Annotated in this window: 17 protein-coding genes; 12 read left to right on the forward strand and 5 right to left on the reverse strand. The window is 39.4% G+C overall.

Annotated elements, in window-relative coordinates; genetic code table 11:
- Positions 1-26 precede the first annotated feature (26 nt).
- From VB691_RS19530 to VB691_RS19550, 5 genes are all read right to left on the reverse strand, one after another.
- The gene (locus tag VB691_RS19530; protein ID WP_323293198.1) at positions 27-929 is read right to left on the reverse strand and encodes a hypothetical protein; all 903 of its coding nucleotides are present in this window, start codon (positions 927-929) and stop codon (positions 27-29) included.
- A complete protein-coding gene (locus tag VB691_RS19535) occupies positions 930-1,937 on the reverse strand; it encodes a DUF1517 domain-containing protein (RefSeq protein WP_323293199.1) in 1,008 nt (335 codons plus the stop codon).
- Positions 1,938-2,178: 241 nt separating this feature from the next.
- The gene (locus VB691_RS19540; protein ID WP_323293200.1) at positions 2,179-4,455 is read right to left on the reverse strand and encodes a BamA/TamA family outer membrane protein; all 2,277 of its coding nucleotides are present in this window, start codon (positions 4,453-4,455) and stop codon (positions 2,179-2,181) included.
- 137 nt (positions 4,456-4,592) lie between these two features.
- Complete coding sequence (purC, locus tag VB691_RS19545) at positions 4,593-5,324, reverse strand: phosphoribosylaminoimidazolesuccinocarboxamide synthase (RefSeq protein WP_323293201.1); 732 nt, start codon at positions 5,322-5,324, stop codon at positions 4,593-4,595.
- Between the two features lie 31 nt (positions 5,325-5,355).
- A complete protein-coding gene (locus VB691_RS19550) occupies positions 5,356-5,985 on the reverse strand; it encodes a hypothetical protein (protein ID WP_323293202.1) in 630 nt (209 codons plus the stop codon).
- Positions 5,986-6,336: 351 nt separating this feature from the next.
- On the opposite strand from VB691_RS19550, the gene VB691_RS19555 reads away from it, so the two are divergent.
- From VB691_RS19555 to VB691_RS19610, 12 genes are all read left to right on the forward strand, one after another.
- Positions 6,337-7,122 (forward strand): hypothetical protein, encoded by a 786-nt coding sequence (locus tag VB691_RS19555; protein WP_323293203.1) that lies wholly within the window; start codon positions 6,337-6,339, stop codon positions 7,120-7,122.
- A gap of 7 nt (positions 7,123-7,129) precedes the next feature.
- Positions 7,130-8,845, forward strand: a complete 1,716-nt coding sequence (locus VB691_RS19560) for an energy-coupling factor transporter ATPase (RefSeq protein WP_323293204.1) — start codon at positions 7,130-7,132, stop codon at positions 8,843-8,845.
- Complete coding sequence (locus VB691_RS19565; RefSeq protein WP_323293205.1) at positions 8,842-9,693, forward strand: energy-coupling factor transporter transmembrane component T; 852 nt, start codon at positions 8,842-8,844, stop codon at positions 9,691-9,693. The genes VB691_RS19560 and VB691_RS19565 overlap by 4 nt, the downstream gene beginning before the upstream one ends.
- 184 nt (positions 9,694-9,877) lie before the next feature.
- Positions 9,878-10,150 carry a phosphoribosylformylglycinamidine synthase subunit PurS gene (gene purS / locus VB691_RS19570; protein WP_323293206.1) on the forward strand — a complete coding sequence of 91 codons (273 nt, stop codon included), beginning with the start codon at positions 9,878-9,880 and terminating at the stop codon, positions 10,148-10,150.
- Positions 10,151-10,153: 3 nt separating this feature from the next.
- Positions 10,154-10,852: a phosphoribosylformylglycinamidine synthase subunit PurQ gene (purQ, locus tag VB691_RS19575; protein WP_323293207.1), complete on the forward strand. Its 699-nt coding sequence runs from the start codon at positions 10,154-10,156 to the stop codon at positions 10,850-10,852.
- Positions 10,853-11,011: 159 nt separating this feature from the next.
- A complete protein-coding gene (locus VB691_RS19580) occupies positions 11,012-12,727 on the forward strand; it encodes an alpha/beta hydrolase (protein ID WP_323293208.1) in 1,716 nt (571 codons plus the stop codon).
- Between the two features lie 4 nt (positions 12,728-12,731).
- Positions 12,732-13,502, forward strand: a complete 771-nt coding sequence (gene cobM, locus VB691_RS19585) for a precorrin-4 C(11)-methyltransferase (RefSeq protein WP_323293209.1) — start codon at positions 12,732-12,734, stop codon at positions 13,500-13,502.
- 68 nt (positions 13,503-13,570) lie between these two features.
- Positions 13,571-14,785: a tetratricopeptide repeat protein gene (locus tag VB691_RS19590; protein ID WP_323293210.1), complete on the forward strand. Its 1,215-nt coding sequence runs from the start codon at positions 13,571-13,573 to the stop codon at positions 14,783-14,785.
- A 24-nt stretch (positions 14,786-14,809) separates the two neighbouring features.
- A complete protein-coding gene (gene upp / locus VB691_RS19595; protein WP_323293211.1) occupies positions 14,810-15,460 on the forward strand; it encodes a uracil phosphoribosyltransferase in 651 nt (216 codons plus the stop codon).
- Between the two features lie 37 nt (positions 15,461-15,497).
- Complete coding sequence (locus VB691_RS19600; RefSeq protein ID WP_323293212.1) at positions 15,498-15,797, forward strand: hypothetical protein; 300 nt, start codon at positions 15,498-15,500, stop codon at positions 15,795-15,797.
- 643 nt (positions 15,798-16,440) lie between these two features.
- On the forward strand, positions 16,441-17,715 hold the full coding sequence (iscB, locus tag VB691_RS19605) for an RNA-guided endonuclease IscB (protein WP_323293213.1): 1,275 nt from the start codon (positions 16,441-16,443) through the stop codon (positions 17,713-17,715).
- A 203-nt stretch (positions 17,716-17,918) separates the two neighbouring features.
- Positions 17,919-20,219, forward strand: a complete 2,301-nt coding sequence (locus VB691_RS19610) for an ABC transporter ATP-binding protein (RefSeq protein ID WP_323293214.1) — start codon at positions 17,919-17,921, stop codon at positions 20,217-20,219.
- The last annotated feature ends 14 nt before the right edge of the window (positions 20,220-20,233 follow it).

Genomic DNA, 20,233 nt, shown 5'->3' on the forward strand with positions numbered 1-20,233 from the left:
ATCAGAGATAACTGTAGTATTTCATACTACTTTTTTGAAGTGCGGAATGTGGGTTGTAAATATTCTTTTTGCGAAATTAGCATCAATGGGGGCCTCTGCTGCATTACCCCTGGTGAATTTACTGCCGTCTTGTCTCCCATTGTCTCTCCCCGTGCTACCTTGTCAACACCCGCCCATATTTCCCACAATGTAAAGATTTGTTGATAAGATAAGGGGCAATCTCGGTCAATTTGTTGAGCTAAACGCCAAGCAATGGGAATACCTAAAACACTATTATAGGCTCCTGACAAGGTTCCTGTTAAGGTGCTAATTAAAGGATACCCTGTTTTTATCCCTTGTAAAACACTCAGGCGAAAATTATTAGGAGTACGACTAAAACAATATAAAGATAAGGGAATTATTGTCTTTTCTGGAGACATTTTTTGTCGAAAATATCGACTTACCTCTGTTAAAGGGGTTCCTTTATCTAGAAATTCTTGGATTTTTTGTAATGATGTTTCCCAGGATAGGGGAACTTTGGCCGCAATGTCTAAAAGGTTTAATGGGCTGTTTTTAGTGAGTTTTTCGGTTAATATTTCTCCTAATAAATCATAAAAAAATATGATTTCTTTTACAGTTTCTGACGGAATATTCCAAAGGTTAATCAATGGTTCTAATTGTTGCTGAAACTGGTAAGGAGCATCATAAAAAAGAAGCATTAAGGGGAAGATTCCTAAGATTAATTCTCCAGAACTTAAGCTAGGGTTTTCAGGTGAGATCACGGCCCAATCTTCTGAGGTTATTTCTCCCTTTTCAATTAATTTCATCATGACTTTTTCACTCATAACACGCCACCAAAATTGAGATTTTTCTCGATTAATTAAGGTTTCGCCAATGAGATTACCTAATAAACCACCTTGAAATCGACTAAAAAGGGAGTAATTTATCATTTAAACTAATTGTACCATAAGAGTGTATTCAGTAATAAATTCATCATAGGTTAAGCTGTCATTTTCTGCTTGCGGACTCCACAATAATTCTAATTTTAGTAAATAATCAGGGGGCATTGCTGCTAAAGTTTTTAAGGCTGTTTCTACTGCTTCTATGGTCTTAATCTCTTTAAATAGGGGACGATCATGGGCCGTTCCTACTAATAATGTTACCACAATATACATAGCAGATTCATCTTCAGGAGCTATAACCGTTTTTTCTTGGAGATCTCCCCCAACATTTCTTAAGGTTTCTTGGCTTAATTTACTGCGTTGTTCTAAGGATAAAGCTTCAAATTTTGCTTCAGCTTGATCAAGCTTTATTTTTTCAGAATTGCCTAATCCATGACTCCAATATTCAGAATGTCTCAGCAAAACTAAAATGGACTCTTGTAACAATTCTCTTAACCCTTCTTCCGTGCTAGTATTAGCCCTTAAACTAAGTTCTGATAACTCTAATTGGACATCTTTGGCTGATGCTAATAAGGCAATTTGTAACTGAGAAATAGTAACAATATCATTGTCTAATTCTCGATTAGATGATTCCGTTTTAGAAGTATTATTACTCGCATTTGAAACATTTTTTAGGACGAGAAAAATGATAATTCCTGAGACACCAAAAAAGAGAAATCCTAAAAAAATAGCTGTTCCTGTTCCCCCCATTTGGGTTCCTCTGCCAGTGCTAGATCGACTATGATAATAAGTGGGATTGTTATCAGAATAAACTCGGACTCTTGAGGGTTTTTTGGGAGAGGTTGAACTACTACGAGAAGTAGATTTTAAGGAACTTTTTGAACCGCGACTAAATGATCCCCCTCTACTGCGTCCCCCACTACTTCTGGCCTGGGCCTCTGACTGAAAATTAAGCAAATTTGATGAGGTTAGTTGAGTTTTGGGAATTTCGATGCTGTTTATGGTAGCGATCGCTAATAGAGTCCCGAATAAAAGATTCGTTGTTTTTCTTAGCATAATTTAGCATTTCCTATCTTCTATCTCTAGTGTTAGGGTTCCCAATTTGAATAATAAATTATCTTGTTTTAGGATAAACTCAAAAAAGGACGTAAAATGCCATTTTAAACTGTCTTATCTGTAAACTCAGATCTTGCACCATGATTTAAAAATCACAAAACCCCGATTTTTAAAGACAGCAAACAATGTTGACTTCCTTACTATTTAGTAAAAAATCGGGGTTTTCAAGCTAGGTGTAAATTTAGAATCGTTCCCCAATGCCAAAATGGACACGAGAGTCACCCTCATTAGTAATCCCATAGTCTACTCGAATGGGGCCCACAGGGGATTGAATTCTAAGTCCAACACCATAACCATAACCATCACTGGGTAAACCCCGCACAACCCCAGGAATACCTCGGACAGAGCGTTGAGATTTAATAGTGGTACCGTAGTCAAAAAAGAGAGTCGCCCCCACAGAGGGAATAATCGGAATACGGTATTCAGCCGTAGCTTGGAAGTAACTGCGTCCGTTACCCAATTCCCCCTCATTGTAACCCCGCACCGAATTACTACCTCCGATTACAAAGGCTTCATAGGGGGGTAAATCTTCAAAAACCGTTCCTGCTTGAACATTAAAAGCCAGAGCTTGGGGTTTAGGCTGATCTTCCTCAATAAACCCTAAATCAACAAAATCTACGGGAATGTAGTAACTATAGTTACCCCGTAAACGAGTAAACCCGATATTTCCTGACCCCACCGGAACCGTTTGTTCTATTCCTAAGCGCACCACATAACCACTGGTAGGCCGTAAGGGGTTGTTACGGAAATCTTGAGCCGCAGCAAAGCTTAAGGTGAAAATATCATCCCGTCCCGAATCACTAAAGGACAGGGGTTGTTCAGGAAAGCCATTAAGGGGAGCAGAAAGGGGAGCAATGTCACCATCAGAGTTTTCAATCAGGACCCGTTGATAGTTAACGCCGGCCGTCAGTCGCCAGTCTGGTTTGAGAAAGGGATTATCAGATAAAGGACGAGCAAAGGAAACCCCCCCCCCTGAGCGCACAACCCTAGGACTATCAAAGCCGTTGAGGGTTCTAATGGAGGAGTCATCCCCATCATAGACGAGGGAAATGGTACGACGGCGGAACCCGTTTACCGTGTAAGCTGTCCGATAGGGGTCGCCCGCAATCCAAGGATCGGTAAAATTGACATCAAAGAGCAATTCCCTTTCCCCGACTTGCACTTCTCCCCCGATGGTTTGGTTATTGCCCCCTAGGTTTTGTTCTTGATAACTCACCGTCCCAAACAGTCCGCTAGTAGAACTGATCCCAGTCCCTGCGGCCAATGATCCAGTATTACCTTCTACCACATCGACGTTAACGATGACTTCTCTAGCGTCTTCCCCTGGACTAAAGGAAATTCGTACATCTTCAAACAAACCTAGGCCAAAAATCCTCTGTAAATCAAATTGGGCCGTCCTACGGTTGAATACGTTCCCTGGTTTGAGTTGCATCTCACGGGTAACGATAAAATCACGGGTTCTGCCGTCAACAGGTTCATCTTCCGCATCAAAGAACCGCACTTGAATATTTTGAATCACCCCTTCAGCAATAATTAGGGTGACAACCCCCTCATCACTGACTTCAGGGGAACCGATTACTTGAGCGAGATCAAAGCCTTTTTCGGCATACCATTCATTGAGTTTTTTGATCCCCTCTTGTAAATCTCGTAGATTGAGGATTTTACCGTATTGAGTGCCAAAGATTTCTTGAATGACTTCGGGAGGTAAAGCCCGCTTGTCTTCAAGCTCAGGGACGGTATTAATCACCACATTATTTAAGACGGGGTTAGCTTCTACGGTATAGGTGATTTGTACCCCTAGAGGCGTATCGGCGGGGGTTACTTTCACATTGGCAAAAAATCCGGTGGCATAGATAGCGTTAACATCTTCTTGCAGTTGAGAACGGGTAGCCGTGCGTCCTGGTCTGGTTTGAAGGGTATTATAGACTAAATTTTTTAATTCTTCGTTGACCCCCTCGATCAGCACTTCTACCACCAATACCCGTGGCTCATTTTGGCTGCTTCCTTCCCCTTCTTGGGGGGGCGGTTGCAACCCTTCTGGGACTGGTGGAGCATTGGGACTGGGACTCTCCTCTGGGGGGGGGACAGGTTCAGGAATGTTTGGCGGTGGCGGAGTATTAGGATCTTCCGTTGGGGTTTCTTCGGCGGCCCCTGGTTCCTCTGTTGGGGGTGACTCTGACTCAGCAGGGGTCACAGGTTGTGATTCTGCGGCAATGGCTTTTTCTAAGCTAGACACCTTGGGAAAGGGTTCCATCGTCTCAGAAGGTTCATCAGATGCAGTTTCTAACCCCAAAGGATCGGGAAAATCTAGGGAGGGTTCTGCTTCACTCAAGCTTACCATCGAGGGCAGATCTTCCCCGTGAACAGGTTTTCCTGCCACCAATATCGCAGTTGTTGCCAGAATGATCCCCAGGAAGGGAAAGAAATGTAACTTTTTGATCTCGTTTGACACGTCCACACACCCAATCAAGCTATAGCGTTTTTAATGTTATCCGTTGCTTGTTATTGACCCATCATAAGCTAACAACGTGCCTAACAGCCGAGCCATATTACCCAAGATCCTGACTATGACTAGCGGAGAATGTTCCAAGATCTTTAGATTTTTCCTTGGGATAATTTTGCTAAGACTCGCTGTTGTACTTGTTGATAAGCGGCTTCCACTTGGCCTAAATCTCGACGAAATCGATCTTTATCAAGGACTCTGGCCTGGGGATCTGTTTCAGTTTGATCCCAAAGACGGCAGGTGTCAGGACTAATTTCATCCGCTAATAAGAGTCTTCCTTGACTATCAATGCCGAATTCCAGCTTAAAATCTACCAGGGTAATTTGACAACTCTCGAAAAATTGCTGTAAATATTGATTGATGGTTAGGGCAAGGTTTTGTAGTTGTTCTATTTGTTCGGGGGTCGCTAGTTCGAGAATTAAAATGCGATCGCGGGTTAATAAGGGATCTCCTAATTCATCATTTTTTAGGTAAAATTCTACCAAGGGAAAAGATAAAATTTGACCTTCTTTTAATCCGGTTTGACGACATAAACTTCCGGCGGCAATGTTTCTTATCACGACTTCAAGGGGCAGAATTTTTACCCGTCTCACTAACATTTGATCAGGGGCTGATTGTTCAAGAAAATGGGTGGCAATGCCTTGAGATTCTAACCATTGAAAGAGGGCAGTTGAGATTTTACAGTTGATTTCTCCTTTCCCTTGAATGGTTCCCCGTTTTTGGGCATTAAAGGCGGTTGCATCATCTTTAAAGTGGGTTAGCAATACCTCTGGATCATCAGTGGGATAGAGAATTTTGGCTTTGCCTTCGTAGAGTTTTTCCATATTGATTAATTGGGTTAATAAAATAAAAAAATCAGGAAGTAGGTACTAAAAAATCCAGGGGAGACTGAGAACCTATCCACCAAGCTTCACCAATTCTCCTATGATGTTTAAAATGGGTAAAAGCACAGTGATAATAGGTTCGCCAAGCATCATGTAATAATGTGATGCCATCAGGTTTCATCAAGGAAGAACTTTCGATTACACATCGTCTTCTGTATCGTCCATCCACTAAGATAATGTCATACTTTTGATTAAGCTTACTGGGTAATCCAACATAAGCATCACCATTGGGTAAATTAGTCGGTTTACTCATCACAAAAGGGGATCTTACAATCCCTAAATTAAAAACGTGAAAATGATGATGACTTAATTCATTATTTTTAATTGGTTCAAGATTATCAAGGTTATTTTCAGGATAGAAATTAACTGTATTTGGAGTCACAAAATCCTGGGATACCTTATTAAAAAAATCTTGAAAATAGTCACGATCATTCTCAATAGAATCCCAAGTAAATTGATAGCCATGCTTATTTAATACGGAAGGGTAATAAAGACTACTTCTTCCAAAACCCCATTCTAAAACAGCAATAGATGAATTGCTTTTTGCTGCTTTAAACACAAGAATCTCCTCTAAGAGATTAGCATCGATTTCAGTCATCATTGCTTTTTCGCTAGGAGGACTAATCGTTGTGTCATTGTCGGAAATGATGTCAGGATTGTAATAAATCAAGTTGGTATTTATAGATTGGATAAACTTACATAGAATAAGTGTATCTGAGTTCGGCATCTGTGACAAGTTAAGCTTGACTTTTTTCCATGATTTTGCGAAACAAGATCAAACGTTTCTCAGAAGCAAGGCCATTTAGTCGAAAGTTGTTAATCGAAAATATCTTTGGTGAAAATCGAGAAACTTGCGAAGATATGATACAATAATTCGGAGATAAATTTTCAGTAATCGGTCATCCTTCCTCACCCAAAATTGGGAATTTTGACTATATTTACTAAACCAATCATGTCACTTTTTATCACCCCCCAAGGACAAGAACGAGAAATTAAAACCCTAGGTAGCGCGTCTTTAGATGGCACTCCCTTAGATTATATTGTGGTCATGGCCGCAGTGGTTACGGTATTGGCTTTTATCCCCTTTTCCATTACCATTGGGTCTGGCGGGGTATTTCCCTTAAGTCAAGGCATTTTTCCCCTTTTAGGATGGCTTTTAGGGCCTTTTGGTGGGGCAGCAGCCAGCGGCATTGGTACCTTAATTGGAGTGTTTTTAGCCCCCCACACCGCAGGTATTCCCCTAGTCTCAATTTTCGGGGCAATGATCACCAGTTTTACAGCCGGGTCAATGGTATTAGGTAAGAAGCGAAAATATTGGTGGTTTGGCCTAGCCATTATTTTTATAATTTGCTTATTTGTTTATAGCAGTCTTGCTATGAAAAATGGCGTTTCTATTCCTATCATTATCGTCGGTTCTTTTATTGATTGGTCAGCACTAATATTGTTTATTTTACCGACTCGTACTCTATTCGCTCGATGGATCAATAGTTCTAATCTTCCTCTGGTAGGATTAGGATTATTTTTGGGAAGTTGGATGATTGCTGGATTGTCTCATCTTATTAAATGTGCCATAGTTTATCCGATCTATAATTGGCCAGAAGCTACCTGGTTATTTCTAACACCTATTATGCCTTTAGAAAACTTAGTTCGTGCTTTAGTGGGGGCATTTATTGGGGTGCGAGTAATTGCGGGATTACGGGCCATTGGTCTAATGAAACCTAAAGAAGCTATTTACTAATTATACTATGAAATTGATTGCTAGTTTAGAGAAAGTTTCCTACTTATATCCAAATTCTCAACAACCTGTTCTCAAAGATATTTCTTTAGAAATTCATCAAGGAGAATTTTTGGGAATTATTGGCCCCACAGGGGCGGGAAAAACAACCCTTTGTTTAACCCTTAATGGCATTGTTCCGCAGTTTTATGGGGGGCGTTTTTTTGGTTATGTTAATATAGCGGGTTGTGATACTTTAGAACATCCAGTTAGTCATTTAGCCCGTTATGTAGGAGCAGTTTTTGAAGATCCGGAAACTCAATTAATCTCTACATCTGTTGAAAATGAAATTGCATTTGCTTTAGAAAATCTTTGTGTAGAAAGAGAGGAAATTTTAGCCCGCATTCCTCATGTTTTGGCCGCAGTTCGTTTAGATGGAACAGAACAAAAACACCCTCAAGAATTATCAGGAGGACAAAAACAAAGACTTGCTATTGCTGCTGCTTTAGCCCTACAACCGACTTTATTAATATTAGATGAACCTACATCTCAATTAGACCCCATTGGTTCTCAAGAAGTGTTTTCTACTATTAAGGAACTTAACCAAGAATTGGGGGTAACAATTGTTATGGTTTCCCATGCAGCAGAAGAAATGGCAGAGTTTAGCGATCGCCTGGTTTTAATGTCTGAGGGAGCAATTATTGCTACGGGAAAACCCAAGGAAATTTATTCAGAAATTGACCTATTAACAACCCATAATTTACGTCCTCCTCAAGTTGCTCAAACCTTCTATCAAATCAAGAAAAAAGGAATTATTTTGCCAGAAATTCCTGTTACTTTAAATTCTAGTTTTAATACAATAAAATCTCTCGAAGAAACCGTAAAAATCCGTCAAACCTTTCAATTTTCTCAACCGAAAAATCAAGGGGACAAACAACCTTTATTATCCACCCAAAATCTGACCCATATCTATGAAGATGGAACCCAAGCATTACATCAGGTTTCTGTGAATATTTATGAAGGGGAATATTTACTAATTATTGGTCAAAATGGGGCTGGAAAAAGTACCTTAGTAAAACACTTTTTAAACCTGCTACAACCAACGAGTGGAAATGTTACAATTAGGCAAAAAGATACGAGAAATTTATCGGTAAGTGAGTTAGCCCGTTTTATTGGTTATGTGGGTCAAAATCCCGATAATCAAATATTTAGTATGACGGTGGAACAAGAAGTAGCATTTGCCCTAGAAAATGTAGGTTATGATCAGAAAAAGATTGAGAAGAAAGTAACTGAAACATTACAGGAAATGGGATTATTAGAACAGCGTCATGCTCATCCTTTATCCTTACCAAAAGGTGATCGCGCTAGGATTATTATTGCGGCAATTTTAGCGATGGAACCAGATATAATTATCTTTGATGAACCCACTACAGGACAAGATTATAAAGGATCTCTTGCTATTTTAGAAGTGAGTCGTCAGTTGCATCAAATGGGTAAAACAGTCATCGTAATTACTCATCGTTTATATTTAATGCCAGACTATGCAGAAAGAGTGATTGTTATGGGACAAGGAACCATTTTATTAGATGGGCCAATTCGTCAAGTTTATCATCAAACAGACTTATTAGAATCTACCTATATTACCCCACCTCAAGCGGTTTTATTGGCACAACAATTAAGTAAAATTTCTAATGAGAAATATCCTTTATTAACCCCATCTGAAGTAGCGGAGTGTTTTGTCCCATGATGAAATTTGAAACCGTCGATCATGACTCAATTTTTACCCGTTTAGATTTCCGAACAAAGCTACTTATGATGGGAGTTATTACCCTAATTGCTTTTATTTGGGAAAGTCCGATCACTGGGGGAATTTTAACCTTAATTGTTGCTTTTTCTTGTTTATTTGCAGGAGTAAAATTAGAGTATTTGAAAACAGTTTTAAAAGTGATGATTCCCTTTTATCTTCTACTCTTAGTTACCATGGGCTTTTTTAATATTGAACAGGTCAAAACCTTAATTGATAGAGAGACTTTAACCCCTATTTTTGCCGTTCCTAAAACTTGGTGGTGGGTAGGAGGGTTAACCATGAACCAAGAGGGAATTATCTACGGATTAAATGTTATTTTTAAGACCTTGACAATGGTTTTAATTATTCCCTTGGGTATTTTTACTACTGATATTAATCACATGGTTGTGGGAATGGTTCAAGTGAAAATACCTTATAAAATTGTTTTTATTTTTTCCTCTACTTTGCGCTTCTTTCCCTTATTATTAGAAGAAATAGAAGGTATTTTAGATGCTCAACGGTTGCGAGGGTTGGCTTTAGAAAATATGGGATTAATTCGCAAAGGAAAAGTTTATGCAGCTATTGCTGTCCCCTTAATTCTTAATGCAATGGCTAAGTCCCAAAAATTAGAAGTCGTGTTACAATCAAAAGCTTTTTCAGGCAGTTCTCAACGTACCTATTTACACCAATCTATTTTAACAAAAACTGATTATTTTACGATGATTTTTTTCCTGGTTTTATTACTGTCAGTGATCTTTCTTTATTTCGCTTGGGGAGTGGGTAAGTTTGCTTGGTTAATTTATACTTAGCAATCAAAGCATAGTTTGATGTTATGCTAAGTTATCACAAACAATATAGCTTAACTCTAAAGAGTTAGGCTATACAAACAAAGTTTGCCTACGCAACCTAGGATATTAGTCTGCGAAGGCGGACGCTCGTTTTTGTAGAATCAGGCTTTAGCCTGTTATTAATTATATAATTTAGCCTATACTTATGTCTCAACAATATCACTGTCGCATCTATGTTACTCTCAGACCATCGGTTTTAGATCCCGCCGGAGTAGCAGTACAGTCTGGACTCCAACAATTAGGATACGAAGGGGTAGAAAAGGTGAGAATTGGCAAGTATATTGAGCTTACCATGACTGCTGAGAATGAAAGTCAGGCCCAGCAACAATTAGATGAAATGTGCGATCGCCTTTTAGCTAACCCTGTTATTGAAAATTATCGCTTTGAAATTACCGCTAGTCAAACCGTTGTGGGGTAAATCATGAAATTTGGTGTTATTGTCTTCCCAGGGTCAAATTGCGATCGGGATATTGCCACGGTAACAGAAGGGTTATTAAACCAACCCACCCGCATGATTTGGCACCAAGAAACTGATATTTCTGAGCTTGATGTCATTGTCATTCCTGGGGGTTTTAGTTATGGAGACTATCTCAGATGTGGGGCGATCGCAAGGTTTTCAGCAATCATTCCTTCAGTGATCGAACACGCTAACCGAGGTAAATTAGTCTTAGGAATTTGTAACGGGTTTCAGGTATTAACAGAAGTAGGATTATTGCCAGGGGCCTTAATTCGTAACCGAGATTTACATTTTATCTGCGATCGCGTTTCCATCCGAGTCGAAAATAATCATTCACCTTGGACAAAAGCTTATTCCCCTCATCAAGTCATTACCCTACCCATTGCCCACGGAGAAGGGCGTTATTATGGGGATGAGGATACGTTAAAAGGGTTAGAAGATAAAGGTCAAGTATTGTTTCGTTATTGTGCCATAAGTGGAGAAATAACCCAGGAAAGTAACCCCAATGGCTCCCTTAATAATATTGCCGGAATTACGAATAAACAGGGCAATGTTTTAGGGATGATGCCCCACCCAGAAAGGGCTTCAGATGCCCTTACCAGGTCAATAGAAGGGCTAAAGTTGTTTGAAGGGTTAATTGAGGCAAAAATCTTAGTTTCTTAAGCTAAATTGACAACTATCCTGCATAGGGAAATGCTCAACCCGCGAAGGCGGGTTTTGTTTGTATAGCCTAACCCTTCAGGGTTTTAGCCTGTAAAATTTGTCCAATCCTGCTATAGTAAGTAACGCAACACTCAACAGTGATCGCCTTTTTAAAAGATTATGGTTGCTTTTTTTTCGTCTCATCAGCGTTCCTTCCCTAAAACCGTAAAAAACCTAACATTAGGAACTTTAGCTGCTATCTTAACAACTTTTCCTGTTAATGCAGCCCAACGACTTGTCTTTATTTATGGCCCCATTAATTTATCCTTGGGAATTGATTCTTTAGACACCTTTGCGAGAACAGGTGTTGTTAATCGAGAATTAGCTGATTATATGAATTTGGCGGGGGTTAATGCGGAACAAAAAGCGGAATTTAGAGAAGCTTTATCAAAACGGGCTGATATTAATGCGGTGCAACTTTCTCGTTTTCTCAATACCCCAACCGGGGAAAAAATTCTCACCCAAATGGGCAATTTAGTTTCTATTCAAGGGGGACGGAATGGGAAATATGCCTTAAGAGGGGCGATGGTACAAGCAGCTTTAGATCCAGAAGAAGGACTTACTTTGCTTAATGTTTTGAATCATCTAGCTGTTAATATGCAGTTTAACATTGAAGACATTTTTCAAGTAGCAGGTTATGTTGAATTATTAGGACAAGCTACTAATGAAGTTGTCGAAGAAATGAGAACCTTATCTTCTCAAATAGCACAAACAGAAACCGTTCCTAATTTTTCTAATCTTCCCGATATTCGTCAACCTGGAAAGTATGGGGTTGCTCCTAGAAGGGTGATTCAATTAAGAGATGAAAGTCGTCAACAAGATTTTTACGTTGTCTTGATTCAACCCCAACAATGGCGAGAAGGAAAAACCCCTGTAATTATTATATCTCACGGGTTAGCTTCCCGTCCTGAAGATTTTGAAGAGCGGGCCAGACAATTAGCTTCCTATGGCTATTTAGTGGCATTACCCCAACATCCAGGCAGCGATTTTCAACAACTTGAGTCTATGTTAAATGGCTTTTCTAGAGAGCTGTTTAAACTCAATGATTTTGTGGATCGTCCCTTAGATATTAGCTATCTAATTGATGAATTAGAAAGACGCAATGATCGAGAATTTGGCGGGCGTTTAGACCTAAAAAATGTAGGAGTTATGGGTCATTCTTTTGGCGGTTATGGAGCTTTAGCTGTAGCAGGTGCGACCCTTGATTTTAATCGATTAGAAGAAGTTTGTGGTCAAAGAATATGGGGGCCAAATTTGTCTTTAGTGTTGCAATGTCGCGCTTTAGATTTACCACGAAAAGACTATAATTTTCGAGATGAAAGAGTAACATCTGCCCTAGTAATTAACCCAGTTACTAGCGTAATTTTTGGCGCAGAAGGGCTGTCTCAAGTGAAAATTCCTGTTATTTTAGGGGCAGGAAGCAGTGATCCAGCAACCCCTGCCGTAATTGAACAATTACAAGCATTTGTCTGGATTAATACAGATGATAAATATTTTGTTTTAGTCCAAGGACAAGCTCACGTCAACTTTTCTAAATTGGATGCAAGTATGAAAGCATTACTCGATTCTTTTCCAGATTTAACCATTCCTAAACAAGATATTATGGATCAATATGGTAATGCTCTATTAGTGGGATTTGCCGAGGTTTATATAGCCAAAAACGAAGCATTTAGACCATTTTTAACTTCAGCTTATGGAGAATATATTAGTCAAGAACCTAATACAATGTATTTGGTGGGATCTCAGGCTGAATTACCTCTAAGTCAATTATTTAATCGCTTAAGAGCATCAAGAATACCTCCCATTTTTCCTCGGAATATCCAACCAAATAATTAACTACATGACTCATTTAAAACCTGCAGTTTATTTCATTGGTGCGGGGCCAGGCGATCCCGAATTATTAACCTTAAAAGCATATAAAATTATCAGTCAAGCTGATGTAATTTTGTATGCTAATTCTTTAGTACCCCAACAAATCTTAAAAGATGTTCGTGATGATGCCAATATAATTCCCACAGGTAACAAAACCTTGGAAGAAATCATGATAATGATGATTGAAAAGGTAAAAAATAATTGTTCAGTGGTTCGTTTACATTCAGGAGATTTAACCTTATATAGTGCCATTCATGAACAAATACAAAGACTTTTAGCAGAAAATATTCCCTTTGAATTGATTCCTGGAATTAGTGCCTTTCAAGCAGCAGCCGCAAAAATTGGCACAGAATTAACCATTCCCGACTTAGTACAGACAATTATTTTAACCCGTATTAGTGGCAGTGCGTCTCAAGTTCCTGATACAGAAGAATTAAGCAGTTTAGCGGCCCATCAAGCCAGTTTATGTCTTTATTTAGCCGCCCGTCATGTCGAAACATCCCAAGAAAAATTACTCAAATATTATCCCCCTAATACCCCAGTTGCCATCTGTTTCCGCATTGGTTGGCCCGATGAAAAAATCCGAATTGTTCCCTTAGAAAAAATGGCCCAAGTAACCCAAGCAGAAAACTTGATTCGTACCACCCTTTATTTAATTAGTCCAGCCCTAAACCCTAGTAAAAATAGTCGTTCTAACCTTTATCATCCCGATCATTTTCACTTATTCAGACCCCATTAGGATAAAATTGAACGAGGGTTGTCAAAATACTGATTTCTCTTTCATCATCAAAGTCTAGAAACATTAATATGCAGGGTTTACTCAAACGCATCTGGCAATGGATTAAACAATTTTTAGGTCAGTTTTTTGCCTCATCTCCCTTGGCATCAGGCCGTTATCAAAATGGGGAAACCTCTGCTAAGCTTCCCTTAACCGACACTGATTACGAATTTTTGTTTAGCCAGCTACTAGATGGAGTGGCCCACGGATGGCATGAAGGCAGAATTCTCAAGTATTTTGAAGATTTAGGGGAACGGGGAAAAGCCAAACTTTGGGTGGACTGGTTAGAACGATTTGGGCAAAAAGCTTTGGCCTCCTCAGCCCCTAACTTACAATTAGCTGCCCGCATGATGCGTTTAGGGGAATTAGCCCAGTCTTTTCAAGCCATAGAGCCTATAGGCCAAACGGCTTACGAAATTGGGCGAAAACTCTACACCAGAGAATCAGATAGTACGGTTTGGGAATATGAAGGGCCCGATCATTTCGTGACAGATATCATGGAAACTCAGATCACCCCTCCCTCCCTAGGAAATGGCCTCCCCCCAGTCATGCCCTCCCAGTCCTCCACAGAAGAACCCGAAGTCGAAACTCTCACCTTAACTTTAGAAGAATTAGCCACCAGACTTGACCAAGATCAGGAATTTGCTGCCCAACTTGCTCAACAATTTGGCTTAGACTCAACCCAACCTCAAGCTATTATTGATGCGATTATTCGTCAGTCAGAAACTCAGCAAAGTCCAGAAAACTCCCAGGAAAACTCAGAAAATTCCCAGGAAAACCCAGAGTCTCTTGAATTTTGGTTAGAACAAGCAGAGCAACAACTAAAATTGGGAGACTTAGAAGGGGCGATCGCCAGTTGGGAAAAAGTCTTAGAAATTGACCCCAATTTCATCCAAGCATGGCACAATCGGGCCAGTGCCTTGGGAGAGCTAGGACAATTTGAAGAAGCGATCGCTAGTTTTGATCGGGTTATCGCCCTCAACCCCCAAGAATTTCAATCCCTCAATGGTAAAGGCCTCGTGTTATACAACATGGGACAATTTGAAGAAGCGATCGTCTGTTTTGAGCGGGTGATTGAAGGACAACCAAGCTATTACCAAGCTTGGTACAATCGGGCCAGTGCCTTGGAACAACTGGGACGAGTGGAAGAAGCGATCGCCTATTATCGTAAAACCGTAGAAATTCAACCGGATTTTGAACCGGCCCAAACTCGTCTTAAGGAATTGGAATTGTCCCCAGAATAAACCTTACTTTCTCCCCCGATACTCATGACTTTTCAACTCCGCGTTTATGTCCCCGATCATCCCCTGGTTAAACACTGGTTAGCAGTGGCCAGGGATGTCAATACGCCCTCTGTCTTGTTTAAAACGGCTATGACAGAATTAGGACGGTGGTTAACCTACGAGGCCACCCGTTATTGGTTTCCCACCTTCGAGACGACGGTTAAAACTCCTCTGGCCCCTTGCCCCGCAACTTTGATTAATCCTGAAATTCCCATCGCTATCATCCCCATTTTACGAGCAGGACTCGCTTTATTAGATGGGGCCCAAACCTTACTCCCCTTGGCCTCTACTTATCATTTGGGCCTGGTTCGCAACGAAGAAACCTTAAAAGCCAGTTGTTATCTCAATAAACTCCCCGAACAATTTAAGCCCGAAACCCAAATCATTGTCTTAGAACCCATGTTAGCCACTGGGGGGTCAATTATGACGGCTATGGCAGAAATAACTAAACGGGGTGGAGATCCGGCTTTAATGCGGATTATTTCGATAGTAGCTGCTCCTCCTGCTTTGCAACAATTGAGCCAACATTATCCCAGTTTGACAATCTATACCGCTATTATTGATGAAGGGATTAATGATCAAGGATATATTGTTCCTGGCTTGGGAGATGCGGGCGATCGCGCCTTCGGAACCTAAAATATAGAATTATTGATGAATATTAAGGTCAAGAATTATGAGTCAACGGGATGGATTTACAGGCGGATTTTTAGTGGGAACCCTAGTCGGGGGAATTGTTGGGGGAATTATTGGGGCAGTGGTTACGTCTCGTCTTGATAATAATAATGAAGAAGAAGGTTCATCCTTACTGAAATCAGCAAAACGGGACAAATTGTCTCATGAAGAAAGTATTGAAATGGCCCGTCACCGCTTAGAAGAGAAGATTTCTCAACTTAATCATGCCATTGATGATGTTCGTCAACAATTAGGCCCCATTGAGAAGCATTCTATTGAACAGGAAGCCTCATCAGACTAATTGATAAGTTAATCTAATTAATCAAGTATATTTGTTTTAAAATAACAATAAATCAATTCTCATTGCTCTTGACAAGTAATGAGAATTTTTTTTAATTAGGAACGAAGTTACGCCTTTATGGTATGATTTGAAGAAGATAAAAATCTACAGCCAGTGTGTCTTGTCCTAAAAATAGTCCCTACAAGTATCATTATTTCGTTGTCATCATCCCATTAAGAGCGAACTTTATTTGAATATTGGTGTTTTTCTACTACTTTTTTGAGCATTTGTACTGTTTTTAGCCTAAGTATAATTGCTTGGGGTTGACAAAATGCTCAAAGTGTGTATTAAAGTTATTTTCAATCAATTGTTATTATAATTTTAAGCAACTTTATGGAGTTAAGAAAAAGCTCTCTATCAAGTCACGAACCCACCGCTAACCGCTAAGAGCGGTCTAACGGGGGCTTGAAAGAGTCCAAGACGTGACCAGTTCCCTAGAATTTCTAGGAGACGTTATCTAGTTCAAGACACCTCTAGGTGCGTGCCAGCTTAGAGCAACTGTCGTCTAATTTTAAACATCTTTAAACGGGTTAAGGAAGTGAGTTAGACCTAACAAGACTAGATAACAGAACGAGGCAAACATTACCCCTAACGGGAGACTAAAATGCAAAACTTTGTATTTGTTTTAGACACAACAAAAAAACCATTAAACCCTGTTCACCCTGGACAGGCAAGACGGTTATTGAAAGAAGGAAAAGCGGCTGTACTTAGACGCTATCCTTTCACTATTATATTGAAGGAGGAAATAACAGAAACACCCAAAAATATTGTCCTTAAACTAGACCCAGGTTCTAAGTTTACGGGCATTGCTTTAGTTCAAGACAACCAAGTAATTTGGGGGGCAGAGCTACAGCATCGAGGTCAAAACATCAAAGATGATTTGACTTCACGGCGACAATTAAGAAGGGGAAGACGTGGGCGTAAAACTCGTTATCGTCAACCGCGATTTCTTAACAGAAAACGTCAGGAAGGTTGGTTGGCTCCATCTTTACAGCATCGAGTTGATACTACGTTAACTTGGGTTAAAAGATTAATTCGATATATTCCGATTAATTCTCTTGCTGTTGAGTTAGTTAGATTTGATTTGCAAAAGCAGGAAAACCCTGAAATCACTGGTGTTGAGTATCAACACGGAACCCTTTACGGGTGGGAAGTTCGAGAATATTTATTAGCTAAATTTAATCGGACTTGTCAGTATTGTGGAGTGACAGATAAACCTTTTGAAGTTGACCACATTCAACCAAGATCAAAGTCTGGAAGTGATCGAGTTTCTAACTTAACTTTAGCTTGTCACGATTGTAATCAAGCTAAAGGAAATCAAGACATCAAAGATTTTCTCAAAGGAAAACCTGACTTAGTTAACCGCATTTTAAAACAGGCAAAAACACCTTTAAAAGATGCTGCTGCTGTTAACTCTACCCGTTGGGCATTAGTTAATTCCCTTAAAGAATTAGGTTTGCCAGTAGAAACAGGCAGTGGTGGATTAACTAAGTTTAATCGCAAACGATTAAAAGTACCAAAAACCCATTGGCAGGATGCAGCTTGTGTCGGTCAAGTCCCTGATGATTTAATTTTCAAAACCAATCAACCTTTGTTAATTAAGGCAACAGGACACGGAACAAGGCAACGATGCCGTCCTGACAAATTTGGTTTTCCTAAAAGCCATGCTCCAAAAGCTAAATTCTTTCAAGGATTTCAAACAGGAAATTTGGTATTGGCATCAATTCCTAAAGGTAAATTTACGGGACAATATACAGGCAGAATTGCTATCAGATTCAGACCTAGTTTTGTTCTTCAATTACCTGATAAGAAATTCGATGTTCACCCTAAATATCTAACTCAAATTCATCAAAATGACGGTTACAATTATGCGTTTTAGGGATAAGAATTCGCGACCCTCAGTTTGTTTATTGAACGACCTTCCCCTCCCGCTCTTGGGTTCGGCGGTACTCGGCTACGCCTCGACTTGTGCTGAGCGCAGCCGAAGTATGCGTCCGCCTGACCTGTAACGGGAGTCCCCTGGAGGTATAAAGATGGGAAAAAATAAGTTAAAATTCGTTTAAACTTCCATAGACTAGAGTTATGAATGACGTTGTTCTTGATGTTTGTGATCTCAGAGTTGAATTTCCCAGACAAGGGGAGTTTGAACCTAAGCCAGTTGTTGATAATATTAGTTTTCAGCTAGAAAGAGGGAAAATTCTGGGCATTGTGGGAGAGTCAGGGTCAGGAAAATCTGTCACTTCTTTGGCTATCATGGGATTAATTCAATCTCCTGGAAAAATTGCTAAGGGAACAATTACTTTTTATCCACCCCAACAAGACAAAGTTGAATTGACGCAATTAAAACCCCAACAATGGACAGAGTATCGGGGTGCAAAGATTGCTATGATTTTTCAAGAACCCATGAGTTCTTTTAATCCTGTTTATACCATTGGATATCAATTAACAGAAGCGATTAAATTACATCAAAATATTAACCAAGAACAGGCGAATAATCAAGCAATTGCTTTACTACAAGAAGTTAAAGTGATCCTTAGTGATGAACAATTAGAAGAAAAATATTTAAAGCAATTTCAACCCGAAAATGGCTCAGTCAAGAAGCAATTAGAAGCTTATATTAAACAGCAAAAAGAAGCCTATTTAAAGCGTTATCCCCATGAACTTTCTGGGGGACAATTACAACGGGTAATGATTGGCATGGCTATTTCTTGTGAACCCACCATATTAATTGCAGATGAACCGACAACTGCTCTAGATGTTACGGTTCAAAAAGGAATTTTACAACTCCTGCGTAATATTTGTAAAGAACGGGAAATGTCCATGATTTTTATTTCCCATGACTTAGGAGTAATTAATGAAGTGGCTGATCAAATATTGGTCATGAAGAAGGGCAAAATTGTTGAGAAAGGAGATAGAATACAAATTTTTTCCAGTCCCAAAGAACCCTATACTAAAGGTTTATTAGCCTGTCGTCCCCCCTTACATATTAAATTAGATAGATTGCCAACAGTTGGGGATTTTCTCATTGTCAATTTTTGCATATTAGCCTTGTTAAGAGGTACTGAAACCCTTGGGTTATCATTACTTTGGATGATGCTTTTACAAAAATGGGATGCTTCTGGGGAACAACCCCCTAGTTTGCCAAAAGAACCTGATTTGATTGATAAGAATACTGCTGATGATGACACTAATTCCCAGACTAAACAGACAAAAACAGAAAAACAGCAAGTAATGCTCCGCGTTAGAAATTTGACAGTTGAATTTGGGAAATCAAGCATTTTTGGCTTAAAAAAAGATGTCGTCACGGCAGTTAAGAATATTTCATTTGATGTTTATGAAGGAGAGATATTAGGATTGGTAGGAGAATCTGGTTGTGGAAAATCGACCTTAGCTAGAGCAATTTTGAGATTAATTCCTGCTACAAAAAACAAAAATTCTGGTAGTGGTAAACAAGTAGTGATTTTTGCGATAGGGCTTCTTATAAAGAGCGGCGTTGCTGATTGTGGGTATGATTTCTATTTACTGGCGATCGCTAAACTCTTAAGTGATCAATATTTCAGATTATTGAATTTTTATTTTCATACCTCGATTAAGCAACGCCTAAAGAGCAAGTTATGTAGATGGAGATCAATACTTTTATGGAGATCACTACTTCTACCGTACTACCAAAATTCTTTCATTGAGTTTGATATTTCATCTAGTCCTCAAATTGGCTCAACCTCTGCTAATAGTTCTGAAGGTAAATTAACTCTTGCTGATAGTTCTCAAAATGAATCAACCTGTGATGACAAAAATAATCTGCTCTTAAGGGGAAATAAAGCACTCCGCAAGATTAGAAAAGATCTGCAAATTGTTTTTCAAAATCCTTATAATTCCTTAAACCCAAGATTAACCGTTGGTCAAGCAATTATGGAACCAATGATTATCCATAAAACAGAAAATAAGGCCAGAAAGAGAAAAGAAATTGTTGAGGAATTATTAACATTAGTCGGGTTAGAAAAAGAGAGTTTCAATCGCTATCCTCACGAATTTTCTGGGGGACAAAGACAGCGAGTTTGTATTGCAAGGGCTTTAGTATTAAACCCTCGTTTTCTTATTTGTGATGAGTCTGTATCTGCCTTAGATGTTTCGGTACAGGCTGAAGTTTTGAACTTATTAAAAGACCTACAAGAAAAGCTTAAATTAACTTGTATCTTCATTTCCCATGATTTAAGCGTTGTCCGATTTATGAGCGATCGCATTATGGTAATGAATAAAGGAGAAATTGAAGAAATTGGCCCAGCCGATAAAATTATAAATAATCCTGAGACAGACTATACAAAAAAATTAATTGATTCTATCCCTCAATTTCCAGAAGAATTGGTCTGGTTATCGGATAATTAGGTTAGAGATCAATG

Origin of the sequence: Crocosphaera sp. XPORK-15E (assembly GCF_034931425.1) — a bacterium.
Lineage (GTDB): Bacteria > Cyanobacteriota > Cyanobacteriia > Cyanobacteriales > Microcystaceae > UHCC-0190.